The organism is Streptomyces sp. NPDC043996, from assembly GCF_056435225.1.
Genome location: NZ_JBWKEY010000020.1, coordinates 1 through 16,028 on the forward strand (window position 1 = coordinate 1; position 16,028 = coordinate 16,028).

13 protein-coding genes, 2 tRNA genes and 1 pseudogene are annotated in these 16,028 nt (G+C 70.1%); 11 read left to right on the forward strand and 5 right to left on the reverse strand.

Translation table 11 applies throughout. From position 1 onward, the window contains the following. The 7 genes and pseudogenes from AC07A4_RS37695 to AC07A4_RS37725 form a co-directional block, all read left to right on the forward strand. Window positions 1-103, forward strand: a pseudogene (locus AC07A4_RS37695) (6-phosphogluconate dehydrogenase); the annotation flags it as partial. Window positions 104-252: 149 nt separating this feature from the next. Then, complete coding sequence (recF, locus tag AC07A4_RS37700) at window positions 253-1,374, forward strand: DNA replication/repair protein RecF (protein ID WP_478608078.1); 1,122 nt, start codon at window positions 253-255, stop codon at window positions 1,372-1,374. After that, a complete protein-coding gene (locus AC07A4_RS37705; RefSeq protein ID WP_478608080.1) occupies window positions 1,371-1,934 on the forward strand; it encodes a DciA family protein in 564 nt (187 codons plus the stop codon). Before recF ends, AC07A4_RS37705 begins: the two co-directional genes overlap by 4 nt. Before the next feature lie 286 nt (window positions 1,935-2,220). Continuing rightward, a complete protein-coding gene (gene gyrB / locus AC07A4_RS37710) occupies window positions 2,221-4,299 on the forward strand; it encodes a DNA topoisomerase (ATP-hydrolyzing) subunit B (protein WP_478608083.1) in 2,079 nt (692 codons plus the stop codon). A gap of 56 nt (window positions 4,300-4,355) precedes the next feature. Then, the gene (gene gyrA, locus AC07A4_RS37715; protein ID WP_478608086.1) at window positions 4,356-6,941 is read left to right on the forward strand and encodes a DNA gyrase subunit A; all 2,586 of its coding nucleotides are present in this window, start codon (window positions 4,356-4,358) and stop codon (window positions 6,939-6,941) included. Between the two features lie 18 nt (window positions 6,942-6,959). Then, entirely contained in the window at window positions 6,960-7,730 is a 771-nt protein-coding gene (locus tag AC07A4_RS37720) for a DUF3566 domain-containing protein (RefSeq protein ID WP_478608089.1), read from the forward strand. 367 nt (window positions 7,731-8,097) lie between these two features. After that, window positions 8,098-8,171: transfer RNA gene (locus AC07A4_RS37725), tRNA-Ile, on the forward strand. 70 nt (window positions 8,172-8,241) lie between these two features. Here AC07A4_RS37725 and AC07A4_RS37730 read toward each other — a convergent pair. Beyond that, window positions 8,242-8,571: a DUF6344 domain-containing protein gene (locus tag AC07A4_RS37730; RefSeq protein ID WP_478608092.1), complete on the reverse strand. Its 330-nt coding sequence runs from the start codon at window positions 8,569-8,571 to the stop codon at window positions 8,242-8,244. Window positions 8,572-8,897: 326 nt separating this feature from the next. On the opposite strand from AC07A4_RS37730, the gene AC07A4_RS37735 reads away from it, so the two are divergent. The 3 genes from AC07A4_RS37735 to AC07A4_RS37745 all read left to right on the forward strand — a co-directional run bounded on the left by AC07A4_RS37735 (window position 8,898) and on the right by AC07A4_RS37745 (window position 10,795). Beyond that, the gene (locus AC07A4_RS37735; protein ID WP_003999697.1) at window positions 8,898-9,026 is read left to right on the forward strand and encodes a DLW-39 family protein; all 129 of its coding nucleotides are present in this window, start codon (window positions 8,898-8,900) and stop codon (window positions 9,024-9,026) included. A 54-nt stretch (window positions 9,027-9,080) separates the two neighbouring features. Continuing rightward, window positions 9,081-9,221 (forward strand): pentapeptide repeat-containing protein, encoded by a 141-nt coding sequence (locus tag AC07A4_RS37740; RefSeq protein ID WP_478608097.1) that lies wholly within the window; start codon window positions 9,081-9,083, stop codon window positions 9,219-9,221. A gap of 158 nt (window positions 9,222-9,379) precedes the next feature. Beyond that, on the forward strand, window positions 9,380-10,795 hold the full coding sequence (locus AC07A4_RS37745) for a hypothetical protein (protein ID WP_478608100.1): 1,416 nt from the start codon (window positions 9,380-9,382) through the stop codon (window positions 10,793-10,795). 74 nt (window positions 10,796-10,869) lie between these two features. On the opposite strand, the gene AC07A4_RS37750 is transcribed toward AC07A4_RS37745, so the two are convergent. Both AC07A4_RS37750 and AC07A4_RS37755 read right to left on the reverse strand, forming a co-directional pair. Beyond that, window positions 10,870-12,762 carry a serine/threonine-protein kinase gene (locus tag AC07A4_RS37750; protein ID WP_478608103.1) on the reverse strand — a complete coding sequence of 631 codons (1,893 nt, stop codon included), beginning with the start codon at window positions 12,760-12,762 and terminating at the stop codon, window positions 10,870-10,872. A gap of 52 nt (window positions 12,763-12,814) precedes the next feature. Continuing rightward, complete coding sequence (locus AC07A4_RS37755) at window positions 12,815-13,363, reverse strand: helix-turn-helix domain-containing protein (protein ID WP_478608106.1); 549 nt, start codon at window positions 13,361-13,363, stop codon at window positions 12,815-12,817. 185 nt (window positions 13,364-13,548) lie between these two features. On the opposite strand from AC07A4_RS37755, the gene AC07A4_RS37760 reads away from it, so the two are divergent. Next, window positions 13,549-13,621 (forward strand) — tRNA-Ala (locus AC07A4_RS37760). Between the two features lie 702 nt (window positions 13,622-14,323). Here AC07A4_RS37760 and AC07A4_RS37765 read toward each other — a convergent pair. After that, window positions 14,324-15,118 carry a hypothetical protein gene (locus AC07A4_RS37765; RefSeq protein ID WP_478608109.1) on the reverse strand — a complete coding sequence of 265 codons (795 nt, stop codon included), beginning with the start codon at window positions 15,116-15,118 and terminating at the stop codon, window positions 14,324-14,326. Window positions 15,119-15,359: 241 nt separating this feature from the next. After that, on the reverse strand, window positions 15,360-15,767 hold the full coding sequence (locus AC07A4_RS37770; protein WP_478608112.1) for a rodlin: 408 nt from the start codon (window positions 15,765-15,767) through the stop codon (window positions 15,360-15,362). Window positions 15,768-16,028 lie beyond the last annotated feature (261 nt).

Here is a 16,028-nt window from a genome sequence, read left to right on the forward strand (position 1 = left end):
GTTCGCCCGCTTCGCCTCGCGCCAGGACGACTCGCCGCAGATGAAGATGATCGCGGCGCTGCGCAACCAGTTCGGCGGCCACGCCGTCGAGTCCAAGGGCTAGCGCCGATCCACAGCGCCTGGACCGCGGTCGGCGGTCCGCGCGCGGTGCCTGTCCGCGGTCCGCGCGACCCCGTCCACAGCCTGTGCGGTCCGCGGTGGACGGGCCGGTCGCACGTACAGAAGGAGAGCCGGGGGAGGTCGGCGCACACCATGCACGTCACGCATCTGTCCCTGGCCGACTTCCGCTCGTACGCCCAGGTCGAGGTTCCGCTCGACCCGGGCGTCACCGCGTTCGTGGGCCCGAACGGCCAGGGCAAGACCAACCTCGTCGAGGCCGTCGGCTATCTCGCGACGCTCGGCAGCCACCGGGTCTCCTCGGACGCGCCTCTGGTGCGCGTGGGCGCCGACCGGGCCGTCATCCGGGCCGCCGTCCGCCAGGGCGAGCGCCAGCAGCTGATCGAACTCGAACTGAACCCCGGCAAATCGAACCGCGCCCGCATCAATAGATCGTCGCAGGTCAGGCCCCGTGACATCCTCGGCATCGTGCGCACGGTCCTGTTCGCCCCCGAGGACCTGGCGCTGATCAAGGGCGACCCCGGGGAGCGCCGGCGCTTCCTGGACGAGCTGATCACCGCCCGCTCGCCGCGCATGGCCGCGGTGCGCTCCGACTACGACCGGGTCCTCAAGCAGCGCAACACGCTGCTGAAGTCGGCCGCCCTGGCCCGCCGCCACGGCGGCCGCTCCATGGACCTGTCCACCCTCGACGTCTGGGACCAGCACCTCGCGCGCGCGGGCGCCGAACTGTTCGCCCAGCGGCTCGACCTGATCGCCGCGCTCGAGCCCCTCGCCGACAAGGCGTACGAACAGCTGGCGCCCGGCGGCGGCCCGATCGCCCTCGACTACAAGCCGTCCGCTCCGGGCGAGGCCCGCGACCGCGAGGCCCTCTACGAACAGCTGATGGCTGCGCTCGCCGAGGCCCGCAAGCAGGAGATCGAGCGGGGTGTCACCCTGGTGGGACCCCACAGGGACGACCTACTACTCAAACTTGGCCAGCTGCCCGCGAAGGGATACGCCTCCCATGGAGAGTCGTGGTCCTACGCCCTGGCCCTGCGCCTCGCCTCCTACGACCTGCTCAGGGCCGAGGGCAACGAACCCGTGCTCGTCCTCGACGACGTCTTCGCCGAGCTGGACGCCCGCCGCCGCGAGCGCCTCGCGGAGCTGGTCGCCCCTGGCGAGCAGGTCCTGGTGACGGCCGCCGTGGACGACGACGTGCCCGGCGTCCTGAGCGGTACCCGCTACACCGTGTCCGAGGGCGAGGTGAGCCGCGTATGACCGAGTCCGCTGAGCCGTCGCAGCCAGGGGAGCGCGAGAAGCCCGCGAAGCCGACGCCCCCCGAGCCGTCCGGCGTGGACCTCGCGCGGGTCGCCCTGCGCGCCGCGAAGGAGCAGGCACGCGCGCGTGGGGACGCGAACCGGCAGAAGAAGCAGGCCCGGCGCGGAGGCCTGCGCTCGGGCGCGCGCGCCGACGGGCGCGATCCGCTGCCGCTCGGCTCCGCCATCAACCGTCTGATCACCGAGCGCGGCTGGGAGACCCCGGCGGCCGTCGGCGGCGTGATGGGCCGCTGGCCGCAGATCGTCGGCGAGGACCTGGCCAAGCACTGTGTGCCGCAGCGGTACGACGAGAACGAGCGCGTCCTGACCGTGCAGTGCGACTCCACGGCCTGGGCGACGAACCTGCGCCTGCTGGCTCCGCAGCTGGTCGCGCGCCTGAACGAGGACCTGGGCCACGGCACCGTACGCGTCATCAAGGTCCTCGGCCCCGGTGGCCCCGCACGCCGCTTCGGACCCCTGCGCGCCCCCGGAAGCACCGGCCCCGGCGACACCTACGGGTGACGAGATCCGGTCGGTAGCTGGGGGTTGTCCGCCCGAAGCGCTGAGTGCCGCTGTGAGCCTCTTGGAGCCCGGGGCCGCATATGGGGAGTCGGCTGATGCCGGTTCAGGGCGGCACATGCGGACTCAGGTACCGGCAAACCCCCATCACTGTCAGCGCTACCGGTAGACTGGAAGCTAATCCCGCCCCAGTCGTGGGGACCCAGCGGGAGAAGCTGAGCAAGAGCTGAACCAGGCTTACCAACGCAACACGCCGCAGCCGCTCCGGCCAGCGCCGGGAGCTTGGCTTGTGCTGTGCCAGAAAGGGCGCTTCGTGGCCGATTCCGGCAACCCCAACGAGAACATCCCGTCCACTGCCGCCGGCGACGGCGCCGCGCCCCCCGAGGGTGCGGCGTCGTATGACGCCAGCGCTATCACCGTCCTCGAGGGTCTGGACGCGGTCCGCAAGCGGCCCGGCATGTACATCGGCTCGACCGGCGAGCGCGGCCTGCACCACCTGGTGCAGGAGGTCGTCGACAACTCCGTCGACGAGGCGCTGGCCGGCCACGCCGACACCATCGACGTCACGATCCTCGCTGACGGCGGCGTGCGCGTCATCGACAACGGCCGCGGCATCCCCGTGGACATCCACCCCGTGGAGAAGAAGCCCGCCGTCGAGGTCGTCCTGACCGTGCTGCACGCGGGCGGCAAGTTCGGCGGCGGCGGCTACGCCGTCTCCGGCGGTCTGCACGGCGTCGGCGTCTCCGTGGTGAACGCGCTGTCCACCAAGGTCTCCGTGGACATCAAGCGTGACGGGTACCGCTGGACGCAGGACTACAAGCTGGGTGTGCCGACCGCGCCCCTCGCCAAGCACGAGCAGGTCGAGGACTCCGGGACGACGGTCACCTTCTGGGCCGACCCGGACGTCTTCGAGACCACCGAGTACTCCTTCGAGACGCTCGCACGGCGCTTCCAGGAGATGGCCTTCCTCAACAAGGGCCTGACGATCAAGCTCACCGACGAGCGCGAGTCGGCGAAGGCCACGGCGGGCGCCGACAGCGCCGAGGCCACCGACGACGAGGCCGCCGAGGCCCGCACCGTCACGTACCACTACGAAGGCGGCATCGTCGACTTCGTGAAGTACCTCAACTCCCGCAAGGGCGAGGTCATCCACCCCACCGTCATCGACGTCGAGGCCGAGGACAAGGAGCGCATGCTCTCGGTCGAGATCGCGATGCAGTGGAACTCGCAGTACAGCGAGGGGGTGTACTCCTTCGCGAACACGATCCACACGCACGAGGGCGGCACCCACGAGGAGGGCTTCCGCGCCGCGCTGACCGGTCTGGTGAACCGTTACGCGCGCGACAAGAAGCTGCTCCGTGAGAAGGACGACAACCTCACGGGCGAGGACGTCCGCGAGGGTCTGACCGCGATCATCTCCGTCAAGCTCGGCGAGCCGCAGTTCGAGGGCCAGACGAAGACGAAGCTGGGCAACACCGAGGCGAAGACCTTCGTCCAGAAGGTCGTCCACGAGCACCTGACGGACTGGTTCGACCGCAACCCGAACGAAGCGGCCGACATCATCCGCAAGGGCATCGCTGCCGCGACCGCGCGCGTGGCCGCCCGCAAGGCGCGCGACCTCACCCGTCGCAAGGGCCTCCTGGAGAGCGCTTCCCTGCCGGGCAAGCTCTCCGACTGCCAGTCGAACGACCCGACGAAGTGCGAGATCTTCATCGTCGAGGGTGACTCCGCCGGCGGCTCGGCCAAGTCCGGCCGCAACCCGGAGTACCAGGCCATCCTGCCGATCCGAGGCAAGATCCTGAACGTCGAGAAGGCCCGCGTCGACAAGATCCTGCAGAACCAGGAGATCCAGGCGCTGATCTCGGCCTTCGGCACCGGAGTCCACGAGGACTTCGACATCGAGAAGCTCCGCTATCACAAGATCATCCTGATGGCGGACGCCGACGTCGACGGCCAGCACATCAACACCCTGCTCCTGACGTTCCTGTTCCGCTTCATGCGGCCGCTGGTCGAGGCGGGCCACGTGTTCCTGTCCCGCCCGCCGCTCTACAAGATCAAGTGGGGCAAGGACGACTTCGAGTACGCGTACTCGGACCGCGAGCGCGACGCGCTGATCGAGCTCGGCCGCCAGAACGGCAAGCGGATCCGGGACGACTCGGTCCAGCGCTTCAAGGGTCTCGGCGAGATGAACGCCGAGGAGCTGCGCATCACCACGATGGACATCGAGCACCGCGTGCTCGGCCAGGTCACGCTCGACGACGCCGCCCAGGCCGACGACCTCTTCTCGGTCCTCATGGGCGAGGACGTCGAGGCCCGCCGCTCGTTCATCCAGCGCAACGCCAAGGACGTCCGCTTCCTCGACATCTGAGCCGGTCAGGCGCCCCGACGGCTGCTGACTGACGTACGAAAGGATCTTGACCGGCCATGGCCGACGAGAACAGCCCCACCCCTGCCGAGGACGGCGAAGGCCAGACGGTGCGCATCGAGCCCGTCGGGCTCGAGACCGAGATGCAGCGCTCGTACCTGGACTATGCGATGTCCGTCATCGTGTCCCGCGCGCTGCCGGACGTCCGCGACGGTCTCAAGCCCGTGCACCGCCGCGTCCTGTACGCGATGTACGACGGCGGGTACCGCCCCGAGAAGGGCTTCTACAAGTGCGCCCGCGTCGTCGGCGACGTCATGGGCAACTACCACCCGCACGGCGACTCCTCGATCTACGACGCCCTGGTCCGCCTCGCCCAGCCCTGGTCGATGCGCATGCCGCTCGTCGACTCCAACGGCAACTTCGGCTCTCCGGGCAACGACCCGGCGGCCGCCATGCGCTACACCGAGTGCAAGATGGCGCCGCTGTCCATGGAGATGGTCCGGGACATCGACGAGGAGACCGTCGACTTCACGGACAACTACGACGGCCGCTCCCAGGAGCCCACCGTCCTGCCGTCCCGCTTCCCGAACCTGCTGATCAACGGTTCGGCGGGCATCGCGGTCGGCATGGCGACCAACATCCCGCCGCACAACCTCCGCGAGGTCGCGGCGGGCGCGCAGTGGGCCCTGGAGCACCCGGAGGCCTCGCACGAGGAGCTGCTCGACGCCCTGGTCGAGCGCATCAAGGGCCCGGACTTCCCGACCGGCGCCCTCGTCGTCGGCCGCAAGGGCATCGAGGAGGCGTACCGCACGGGCCGCGGCTCCATCACGATGCGCGCGGTCGTCGAGGTCGAGGAGATCCAGAACCGCCAGTGCCTGGTGGTCACCGAGCTCCCGTACCAGGTCAACCCGGACAACCTCGCGCAGAAGATCGCCGACCTGGTCAAGGACGGCAAGGTCGGCGGCATCGCGGACGTCCGTGACGAAACGTCTTCTCGTACGGGCCAGCGCCTGGTCATCGTCCTGAAGCGGGACGCGGTCGCCAAGGTCGTCCTGAACAACCTGTACAAGCACACGGACCTGCAGACGAACTTCGGCGCCAACATGCTGGCGCTCGTCGACGGCGTGCCGCGCACCCTCTCCCTGGACGCGTTCATCCGCCACTGGGTGAGCCACCAGATCGAGGTCATCATCCGGCGGACGAAGTTCCGTCTGCGTAAGGCCGAGGAGCGCGCCCACATCCTGCGCGGCCTCCTGAAGGCCCTGGACGCCATCGACGAGGTCATCGCGCTCATCCGGCGCAGCGACACCGTCGACGTCGCGCGCGAGGGCCTGATGGGCCTGCTGCAGATCGACGAGATCCAGGCGAACGCCATCCTGGAGATGCAGCTGCGCCGACTGGCCGCCCTGGAGCGCCAGAAGATCATCCAGGAGCACGACGAGCTCCAGCTGAAGATCGACCAGTACAACGAGATCCTCGCCTCGCCCCAGCGGCAGCGGGCGATCGTCAGCGAGGAACTCGCGGCGATCGTCGACAAGTTCGGCGAGGACCGGCGCTCCGCGCTCGTGCCCTTCGACGGTGACATGTCCATCGAGGACCTGATCGCCGAAGAGGACATCGTCGTCACCATCACGCGTGGCGGCTACATCAAGCGCACCAAGACGGAGGACTACCGCTCGCAGAAGCGCGGCGGCAAGGGCGTGCGCGGCACGAAGCTGAAGCAGGACGACATCGTCGACCACTTCTTCGTGTCGACCACGCACCACTGGCTGCTGTTCTTCACGAACAAGGGCCGCGTCTACCGTGCGAAGGCCTACGAGCTCCCGGACGTCGGCCGCGACGCCCGTGGCCAGCACGTGGCGAACCTGCTCGCCTTCCAGCCGGACGAGGCCATCGCCGAGATCCTCGCGATCCGTGACTACGAGGCGGCGCCCTACCTGGTCCTCGCCACCAAGGGCGGTCTGGTCAAGAAGACGCCTCTGAAGGATTACGATTCGCCTCGCTCCGGCGGCGTCATCGCCATCAATCTGCGGGAGACGGACGACGGTTCGGACGACGAGCTGATCGGCGCCGAGCTGGTGTCGGCCGAGGACGATCTGCTTCTGATCAGCAAGAAGGCGCAGTCGATCCGGTTCACGGCGACGGATGACGCACTGCGTCCGATGGGCCGCGCGACCTCCGGCGTCAAGGGCATGAGCTTCCGCGACAGCGATCAGCTGCTCTCGATGAATGTGGTGCGGCCCGGTACGTTCGTCTTCACCGCCACCGATGGTGGGTACGCGAAGCGGACCGCCGTCGACGAGTACCGCGTCCAGGGCCGCGGTGGTCTCGGCATCAAGGCCGCCAAGATCGTCGAGGACCGTGGTGAGCTCGTCGGCGCGCTGGTGGTCGAGGAGACCGATGAGATCCTCGCCATCACCCTGTCCGGCGGTGTGATTCGTACGCGAGTCAACGAGGTCAGGGAGACGGGCCGTGACACCATGGGCGTCCAACTGATCAACCTGGGCAAGCGCGATGCCGTCGTCGGCATCGCTCGTAACGCCGAGGCGGGGCGTGAGGCCGAGGAAGTCGACGGGATCGACGAATCGTCCGACGAGACTCCGGCCGTCGGCGCGGACGAGGGCACACAGTCCCCGGCCGAGTAGCGCGAGGAGTGAGTCATCGTGAGTGGAGCCACGGGTACGGGCGCCGCCGGATCGAGCAGAACCGGCACGGACGGTGCCCGTGGCCCCGCCACTGATACTGACTCCCACGAGTCTCATGGATCCCAGGGGGGGACTGTGACGGACACCCGAGGCCGAGGCACCAAGACGAAGAAGAGCGTCGACGGCCCGGACGGCAAGGCCAGCAGGAACGGCAACGACACCAAGGACGGCAAGGACACCAAGGCCACCAAGGGCGCCAAGGACAGCGCGGGCGCGGGCGCGAGCGGCTCCAGCGCGCTGCCCGGCGAGCGCCCGCCGCAGCAGCAGGGCTCGCAGCCGTATCACCCGCCGCAGGCCTACCAGGCGGCTCCCGCCGGGTCGGTCCGCCGTCCACGCACGGGGGCGCGCACTACCCCGCGCACGCGCAAGGCCAGGCTGCGGGTCGCCAAGGCCGACCCCTGGTCGGTGATGAAGGTCAGCTTCCTGCTCTCCATCGCGCTCGGCATCTGCACGATCGTCGCGGCCGCGGTGCTGTGGATGGTCATGGACGCGATGGGCGTCTTCTCGACGGTCGGCGGCACGATCTCCGAGGCGACGGGCTCGAACGAGTCCAACGGCTTCGACCTGCAGGCGTTCCTTTCGCTGCCGCGCGTGCTGATCTTCACCTCGATCATCGCGGTCATCGACGTCGTCCTCGCCACGGCGCTCGCGACCCTGGGCGCGTTCATCTACAACCTCTCCGCGGGCTTCGTCGGCGGCGTGGAACTGACGCTGGCCGAGGACGAATAGCCGCGGCCTCCCAGGCCGCCCTGGCTGTCAGGGGTTCCTCGGCCTGAGTGGTCTTCGGCCTGACTGGTCTTCGACCCCTGTGGTCCCCGACCCTCGGTGACGTCAGCCTCTGTGATCTTCAAGACCTACTTGACGGACGGTCCCGGTGTTCCTCTGAGAGGACGCCGGGACCTTTTCGCTTACCGGGGCGGCATTCCCCCGAGCCCGGCCGCTCGTTTCCCACCCGTGCGGGCAGAGGGCCACCGGCCCTGTGGCCGGGCGGCATCAGGGCCTGCTCAGGGCCCCCGGAACCATCGATTTTGGGACTGGCCCCCACGTGCGCTAATCTTCAGAGGTCAGCGCGCGGGGCACACCCGAGAAGCGCGGCGGGGCTATAGCTCAGTTGGTTAGAGCGCATCCCTGATAAGGATGAGGTCCCTGGTTCAAATCCAGGTAGCCCCACAGCGAGAAGACCCCCAGCCGGTAGCGGCTGGGGGTCTTCTGCGTGAGTACGGGGCGTGCGGGCCGGGGACTACGGCTCGGCGGCGAGACTCGCGCCGGTCAGTGCGCCGCTGTCGTCGGAGGCGTCCGCGTCCGTCGTGGGCAGGTGGCGGCAGCTCGGGGTCGAGCCGTGGGCCTCGGCGCGGATGCGCTGCTTCATCGTGGGGGGCAGGGACCGTTCGTACGCTGCCATCCAGGCGGCGAGCACGGGCGCCGTCGCGCTCGTCGTGCTCTTGCACGTCGTCGTGGCCTGCTGTACGGGCGCCGCGGCGGCCTGCGAGGCGAAGCCGAGCGTGGCGAAGAGCGCGAGGACGGCGGTGACGATCGTGGTCCACAGTTTCATGGCCTTGGTGGCGGGCATGGCCCCTCACTTTCGGGTTGGGCGATTTGCGTACTTTCCTCATGATGTGTATGGCGAGCCGACAGTGGGGGACCGACGCTCCCGTCACGCCGATGTTCAGATGAACACCACCCGGATGGGTGCAACAGGGCCGAGAAACCCAGGAGCCGGGGCAAAAGGCGGCGAACATCACACAGGGCGAAGGCGCGGGCGGAGTGGTTTAGTCCGCTTCTACTGTGCTGTTCCGGTGGGGAGTTGGGCCCGATCCAGGTCACCGATCGGTATCGGTCGGTGTGTATAGTCGGGCGCCAGTAGTCCCTTACGTCAAGGAAAGACGAGGTCGCGCGGTGAAGAAGCTTCTCCTGGTCGCACTGGCCGCCATCGGCGGGCTCCTCGTGTACCGCCAGATCCAGGCGGATCGCGCCGAGCAGGATCTGTGGACGGAGGCGACTGACTCCGTGCCCACGGGTTCGTGAGTATCGACAGCAGTCTCGTCACAGGGCCCCGATCGCCAGAGCGGTCGGGGCCCTGTGCTGCGTGAAGGGGTTTTGTCCCGCTTCTCCGGCGTCGTGTTCTCCCGCGTCGTGTTCTCTGGTGTCGCGTTCTCCGGTGTCGTGTTCTCTGGTGTCGTGTTCTCTGGTGTCGCGCGTGACGTCTCCTGTCGTGCGTGACGTCGCCGTCCCGGGCCCCGCCGGGACCGGCTGAGGTCCCCGGCCCTCTGGCTCCGGGTGCTCCCGTAGCGGGTGGCGGCGGCTGCGCCCCTTTGGTTCACTTGCGCAATTTCATTGCTTGCTTGAGCAAATCAATGGAGGGTGAGGTGGAGAGCGGCGTGACGTGGCAGGGTGCGGGCCGTCGGACGGTGGCGGGCGCGACCGCCGCACTCCTGGGCGCGGTGTGGTGCGTGACAGCGCCCCCAAGAAGCGCCCACGCGGCCGAGACGCCCCAGCCGTACACCTTTGCCGACGACACCCGGACCGTCGCCGGTACGTCCAGCAGCACCGGAAGCCGCAGGCTCATGCCCGGAGCGACGTACAAGAGCTCCATCGCACACCCCGGAGCGGGCGGGGGCTCGACCGAGCTCTACTACCGGCTCGAACTGGGCGCCCGGGAGAACGTCTACGCCTCCGTCACCGCGCTTCCCGGCCTCGGCAGCCGCGTCGGTTTCGCGGACGGCATCCAGGTGTCCGTCGAGGACGCGAACGGTTTCGACTGCGACTCCGGCTCCGTCCGCTTCGGTGCCTCACGCAGCCCGCGTCCGCTCACCGCCTCGGCCGTGCGCGATGCGGGCGAGGCCGACGGGCGCTGCGCGCGGGCCGGCACGTACTACGTGGTCGTCGAGCGGACCGCGTCCTCCAGGTCGTCGATGTCCCCCTCGACGGAGAAACCGTCCACTCCGGAGGACTGGGATCTGGAGCTGTACCTCGCCTCGGAGCCCGCCCTCGCCGAGCGGGGCGCGACGACACCGCCCCGGGCCGAGGAGTCCGTCACACCAGAGCCGCCCGCCGGACCGGTGCTCCCACGCGCGGGTGGCGACAGCTTCAGCACGGCCACGGCCCTGGAGACCGGCGTCTGGGGCGACCGTCTCGAACCCGGGCGGACCCGCTACTACCGCGTGCCCGTCGACTGGGGGCAGCGGCTCTCCGCCACCGTCGAACTCGGCGGCTCGGGCGGGCCCGGCGCGGGCGGGCCGGGTGGCCGTGAGTACGTGACGGCCGCCCTGGTCGTCTCCGTCCTCAACCCCGCGCGCGGACTGGTCGACGACATCGACACCTCATACGACGGCCGCCAGAAGTCGACCGCGCTGCCCACCCTGCCGCCCGTGACGTACGAGAACCGCTACGCGCCGATCTCACGCGTCGCCGAGGTCCGGTTCGCCGGGTGGTACTACCTCGCCGTCTCCCTTGACCCGGACGTCGGGCAGCGGTTCGGTGACGGCGCGATCGGTCTGACCCTGCGCGTGGGCGTCACCGGGGAGCGGCACCCCGCACCGGCGTACGCCGGTGCGGCACGGCCCGCGGACGAGTTCGGCGTCACGGAACGGGACGAGGAGGCGGCACGGGGCGGAGCCGCAGGCTCCGCCGACGACGGCGGGCGGACACCGCGCCGGGGCGAGGCGGCGGCCGGTGGCACCGGCGGCGACGCCGCCATGAAGACACTCGCGGTCGCGGGCATCGGTACGGGGACGGTGCTGGTGACCATCCTCGGCGTGTGGACGGCGGTGGGGCGCAGGCGGGCGTCGGCGTGAGGACGGGTGCCCTGGCGCCCATGCGCTCGGGGCTGTGAGCAGGTGAGTACCGGCGTGCGCCGCCGGGCCCCGGCTCAGATGCGTGTCAGCGCCCAGAAACCCACCGCGAAACAGGCGAGCGCGACGAGCAGCATCGGCAGGGCCACCTTCGCGGGCGGGCCGGTGCGCTGCCGCCTCCGGGCGGCGTGTGAGCCGGTGGTGCGGGGGCGTTGCGGCTGCTGGGTCCGGTCCGGCCGGTCGGCTTGGTCCGGTCGGTCCGGTCCATCCGGTCCAGCCGCTCCCGCCGGTCGGTCCGGCTGATCGGCCTGGTCGAGGTGATGGGCCTGGTCGGGTTGTGGGGCCCGGCTGGAGTGATCGGCCGGATCAGGCTGGTGGAGCTGGTCAGTCGCGGGGGCTCGGTGGTGCTGCCGCTCGTTCTCAACTTGTTCCTTCGGGCCCGGAATTGGGGTGCTCGAAGGTGGAACCTGCCCCGGGCGAGCGGTGTATGGAGAAGTAGGAGCGTAGGCGTAGGCACGCCGCGCCGCGGAGTTCGTGGCCAGTGAGGGGTCGCTCGCGGGTGCGGCCGGACGGGGGGAGGCCACGTGGGCGGGCGCGGGAGGAAGTGGGGTGTGCTCGGGCGGGACTTGGGTGTGTTCCGTGGTGCGGGGCGGTGCCTGGGGCGCGGGCGGTGCTGGCGTGGGTATGGCAGTGGGGGTGGAGGTGGGCGCGGCCGTGGGCATCGGTGTGGGGGGAGTGGGCGGCCGCACGGGCTGTGGGGGTGCTTGAAGCGGTGGGGGAAGGGGGAAGCTGCCGGACTCCGGCATCGGAGGGCGCGGGGGGAGGGACGGCGGGGGAACGGGCAGTGGGGAGCCGGTGGAGCCCTCGTACCGGACCTGGGGCGAGGGCGTGGTCGGCCGCGCCATCGGAGGCTGGGGCACGGCGGGCCCGGATGCGGAGTGGGGGGATCCCGTGTGTGGGGAGGCGGACAGCTGGGATGCCGAGTGGTGGGATCCCGAGTGGTGGGATCCGGGGTGTTGGGATCCGGGATGCTCAGATCCGGGGTGCTGAGGTACGGGAGGACGCGTCGGCGGTGGCTGGGGCGCGGGGGTCAGCGGGCCGTCGGGGCCGAAGGCCTCGGGCAGCGGGCCCAATTGGTCGAAGATCTCGACGAGTTCGTCTTCGTGGCCGGGCTCCGGGAGCATCTCGGTGGCGGCGGCGAGCGCCTTGCGCGCCCCCGTGGCGGTCCGGAAGCGTGCCTGCGGATCCGGCTGCAACAGCGTGGCGATGACCTGCCACAACGGCTCGGGCACACCCCGGGGCGCCCTCGGGGTGCCGTGCGCGGCGAAGTGCTCGATGAGGGCCTTGGCATCGGGCTTGGCGCCCTGCAGGAGATGGAGGGCGACGAGGCCGACGGCGAAGAGGTCAGCGGTGAAGTCCGGCTCGGCGCCCAGCATTTGCTCGGGCGCGAAGTAGCCCGGGGTGCCCACCACGTGGTCGGTTTCGGTCAGTCGCGGCTCGCCCTTGCGCATCGAGATCCCGAAGTCGGACAGGCGCAGATGCGGCCGCCGGGTCCCGGTGGCCTCGAGCAGGATGTTGGCGGGCTTGATGTCGCGGTGCACGACGCCCTCCGCGTGCACCGCCGCGAGACCGGCGAGGAGTTGATCCAGGAGCGTGCAGCAGTAGCGGGGTGGCAGAGCCCCGTAGTCCCCGATGACATGGGCGAGGGAGCCGCCGGTGATCAGGTCCATGGTGAACAGGACCTGATCGTCGTCGGCCGCCCAGCTGGCGGGAGCGAGCACATGCGGATGGTCGATCCGCAGTGCCTGCTCCCGCACGAAACGGAGCAAGGTGTGGGCATCGCGCTGCTGGAGGACCTTGGCGGCCACATAGCGACGCCGCCGATGGTCCCAGGCGCGCCATACGGCGCCTACTCCCCCGCGCCCCACCGGGTCGACGAGTTCGTACCGGCCCGCGAAGACCTCACCCATGGTCGTGTCCCGCTCCCCTTCCGGGCCGCCCGGCAGCGGCCCGGTCGGCGGCTCAGCTCTGGTGCGCTTCGTAGTGGGCGACCGCGTCCGCGGTGCGGCCCGCTCCGTATACCCGGAGGAACTCTGCCAGTTCCGGGTGGGTCGGGGCGAGGGCGTCCGCGGCATCGATGATGTCGCCCGCGGCCGCGACGGAGCGCAGCAGCGACTGGATCTCCCGCACCACACGCTTCACGGTGGGCGCACCCGAACTCGACGCGGACTGGCTGGTGTTGGTCAGTACCGAACCCCCCTGCGATTTCTTGATCTCATCCATGCGGTCTGTCGCCTCGGCGGCGCTCACGCTTCCGTCCGCGACCTGGCCCGCCAGCTCCTGCAGCAGCTGGACGCGCTGGACGACGGCCGGGTTGCCGATCTTGGCGCGCTGGCCGCTCATCAGCTGGGACAGCATGGGCGCGGACAGACCGAGCACCCCGGCGAGCCGCGCCTGATTCAGGCCCAGATCGTCGATGAGGCGACGGAACAGTGCCCCCAGCGGCTCCCCGTACCAATTCCGCTGGAGTTCCCGCGCTCTTGCTGTTGATTCTTGCTGTGCAGCGTCCATGTTGCGTCTCCCCATCGCTTCCCCATAGGACCGTGGTTCGCTGCCGCGAACCACGTCGTGCATCTTACGGAGAGTGGTCGCGCACGGGGACCCCCAATCCTTTTGCGAGATCCCCCGGAAGACCCGGTACTCTGGTCTGCGACGCTCGCGGGGACGTGATCCTTTCGGACCGGTGGCGTTGGCTCGGGGCCTTAGCTCAGTTGGTAGAGCGCTGTCTTTGCATGGCAGATGTCAGGGGTTCGACTCCCCTAGGCTCCACTCTCCAGAGCCCCTCTGAACTGCGGAAACGCGGATCAGAGGGGCTCTTTTCCGTTTCGGGCCGTACGGGCGGGCGGTGCCGCTCCCGGCCTCGGAGGGGGCGCGCCGGGCGCCGGGGGCGGTCGTCTGGCGGGGATGGCGGGCACCGCTCGGGACGTGTCGCGTGCCCCCGCGATTCCGGACTTCGGAAAGTCGCAGAGAAAATCGCGGAGCAATCCGGACGATCGCCCCGCCTGTCCCGGGCGGCATCAGCGGGCGGCGCGTGCGGGGCGGCCGCCGGTGGGCTGAGGTGTCCCGCTGGTCTCGTGTCCGACATGCCGGTCGCGTGGTCGTCCGGTGGCGGAGGCGGTGCGGAGCGGGGCTGGATCTTGCCGCTTCCGGCGGCGATGCGGGAGTGAAGCCGGGCCGCGGCCGCGAACTGCCGGAGGGGGTGTCCGGTGCGGCGGCAACCTCCCCGTGGGCCAACGGACTTCGCGCGGGTGGGGCCTCCGCGCGGCGGTGAGCGGGGGCGTGGTCACTCGGCGCGGTGGCGGCGGTGCGGCGAGGGCGGGCCACCTCTGGCCCAGAGTCATTCACTTCTGCAACAGGTACGGGTCCCGTGTGAACGCGCCAGCGCGGGACCCGTACCGTTTCATCGATGTTTTCGCAGGTCAGCGGTGTTTTCATCCGTTATCGCGGAGGGGCTGACCTTGGTTCAGGTCCTTACGCTCGGTCACCGAATCGGCGGTTCAGGCGACGTACGAGCACACCGGCGCCGATGAGGAGACCGCTCGCGGCGACGAGGGCGACGGTGCCGTCGTGCCCTGTTTCGGCCATCTCCGGCGGGCGGGACGTGCTGGGCGACGGAGACGGAGACTGCGAGGTGGGAGGGCCGGACGTCGGCGGCTGGGACGTGGGGGGCGTCGAGGTGGGCGGGCCCGATGTCGGCGGCTGGGACATGGGTGGCTGGGACGTGGGCGGATGGGTGGTCGGCGGCTGCGTCGTCGGGGGCTTCGTCGTGGGCGGGGGCGACGAGGGCGGGCTGTCGTCGCCGTAGCCCGAGGGCGGGGTCTCGTCGTCTCCGTAGCCGTTCCCGTCCCCGTAGCCATCGCCGTGGCTGGAGTCCGCGGAGCCGCCGTACCCCGGGGCGTCGTCCCCGTACCCCGAGGTGTCGTCCCCGTACCCCGACGAGGACGTCTCGTGCGTGGTGTCGTCGCCGTACCCGGCGGCGTGCGACGGGGCGTCGGCGCCCGGCTGGACGGCCGTCGCCGGGGCCTCGGCCCGCTCGGCGGCGCTGCCCCGGGGAGCCATGGCGGGTGATGGTGGCTCGGCCTCCCGCGCGGCGGATCCTGGCAGGTCGGCCGGTGCCTCCGGGGCCGAGGGTGGCGCGTGCACCTCGCTGGAGCCTGCCGTCGGTTCGGTGTCCCCGGCCAGGGCCGGGCCGCAGGTGACGCCGATGGCGCAGGCCGTGCCGACGGCCAGGGCCATGGCCGTCCCGGACTTTCTCAGAACTCGCATGACGTATCCCTCCATGCAGACAATCTGTTAAATCCGCATCCAAACAGGGCACAGTTGCTCCGCCGCCGATGACTCGCGGAGGGGGGTGTCCGGCCAGCTCGCCTTCACCCGAGCGGAAGACGAGTCCTCCGCTCGGGTCCGTACGACCGGTTCTCAGGGGCTGGACCGGACCGCCCGCGGACGCGAACGGGGCCGGCCACGGCGGTGGCCGGCCCCGAGCGATGGCTGGGTGCGGAGCTGGTCAGTGGTTGCCCGCGCCGTTGCCCGACAGGACGGGGATGTCGCTGAGGATGTGCGACAGCGGCTCGTCGCCCTTGGCCTGCGTCGAGTTCTCGACACACTGCTGGTTCTGCGGGGCGGACAGGACGTTGATGTCCTGGACGGTGACCGGGACCAGGCCGACGACGGAGCCGACGTTGAGCTTGGCCGGCAGGCCGACACACGGCTTGTTCAGCGAGCCCTGGACGATCCCCATCTGCGGGCTCATGTTGCCGTGCGTGGCGGAGTTGCCGAACACCTGCGAGGCGCCGTTGCCGCTCTTCGACGTGGTGCCATGGTCGTCGCCGATGGCGAGGGCCTGCGGAGCCGTGACAGCCGACAGACCCGCGACGGACGCGGCGATGGCGGCGGAGGCCAGGACCTTCTTCATGGTGGGGGTTCCCTTCGGAGAGGGGCTCCGTTACGGAGCCGCGTGATGATCAACTGAGTGGCGGCGCGGGAGTTGCGCCTCTTGACCCGGTCGGCCGATTAGTGGGCTGATCGCCGAAAACGGCGTGGACCCGGTGCTGACAAGGGCCTGGACCTGTTGCTGACAAAGGGTCTGGACCTGTTGCCGACAAGGGCCTGGACCCGTTTTCCCGAGGACAACCGTGATGCCGTGTCCACGAAGGCGTCGTACGGCCGTGTCCAT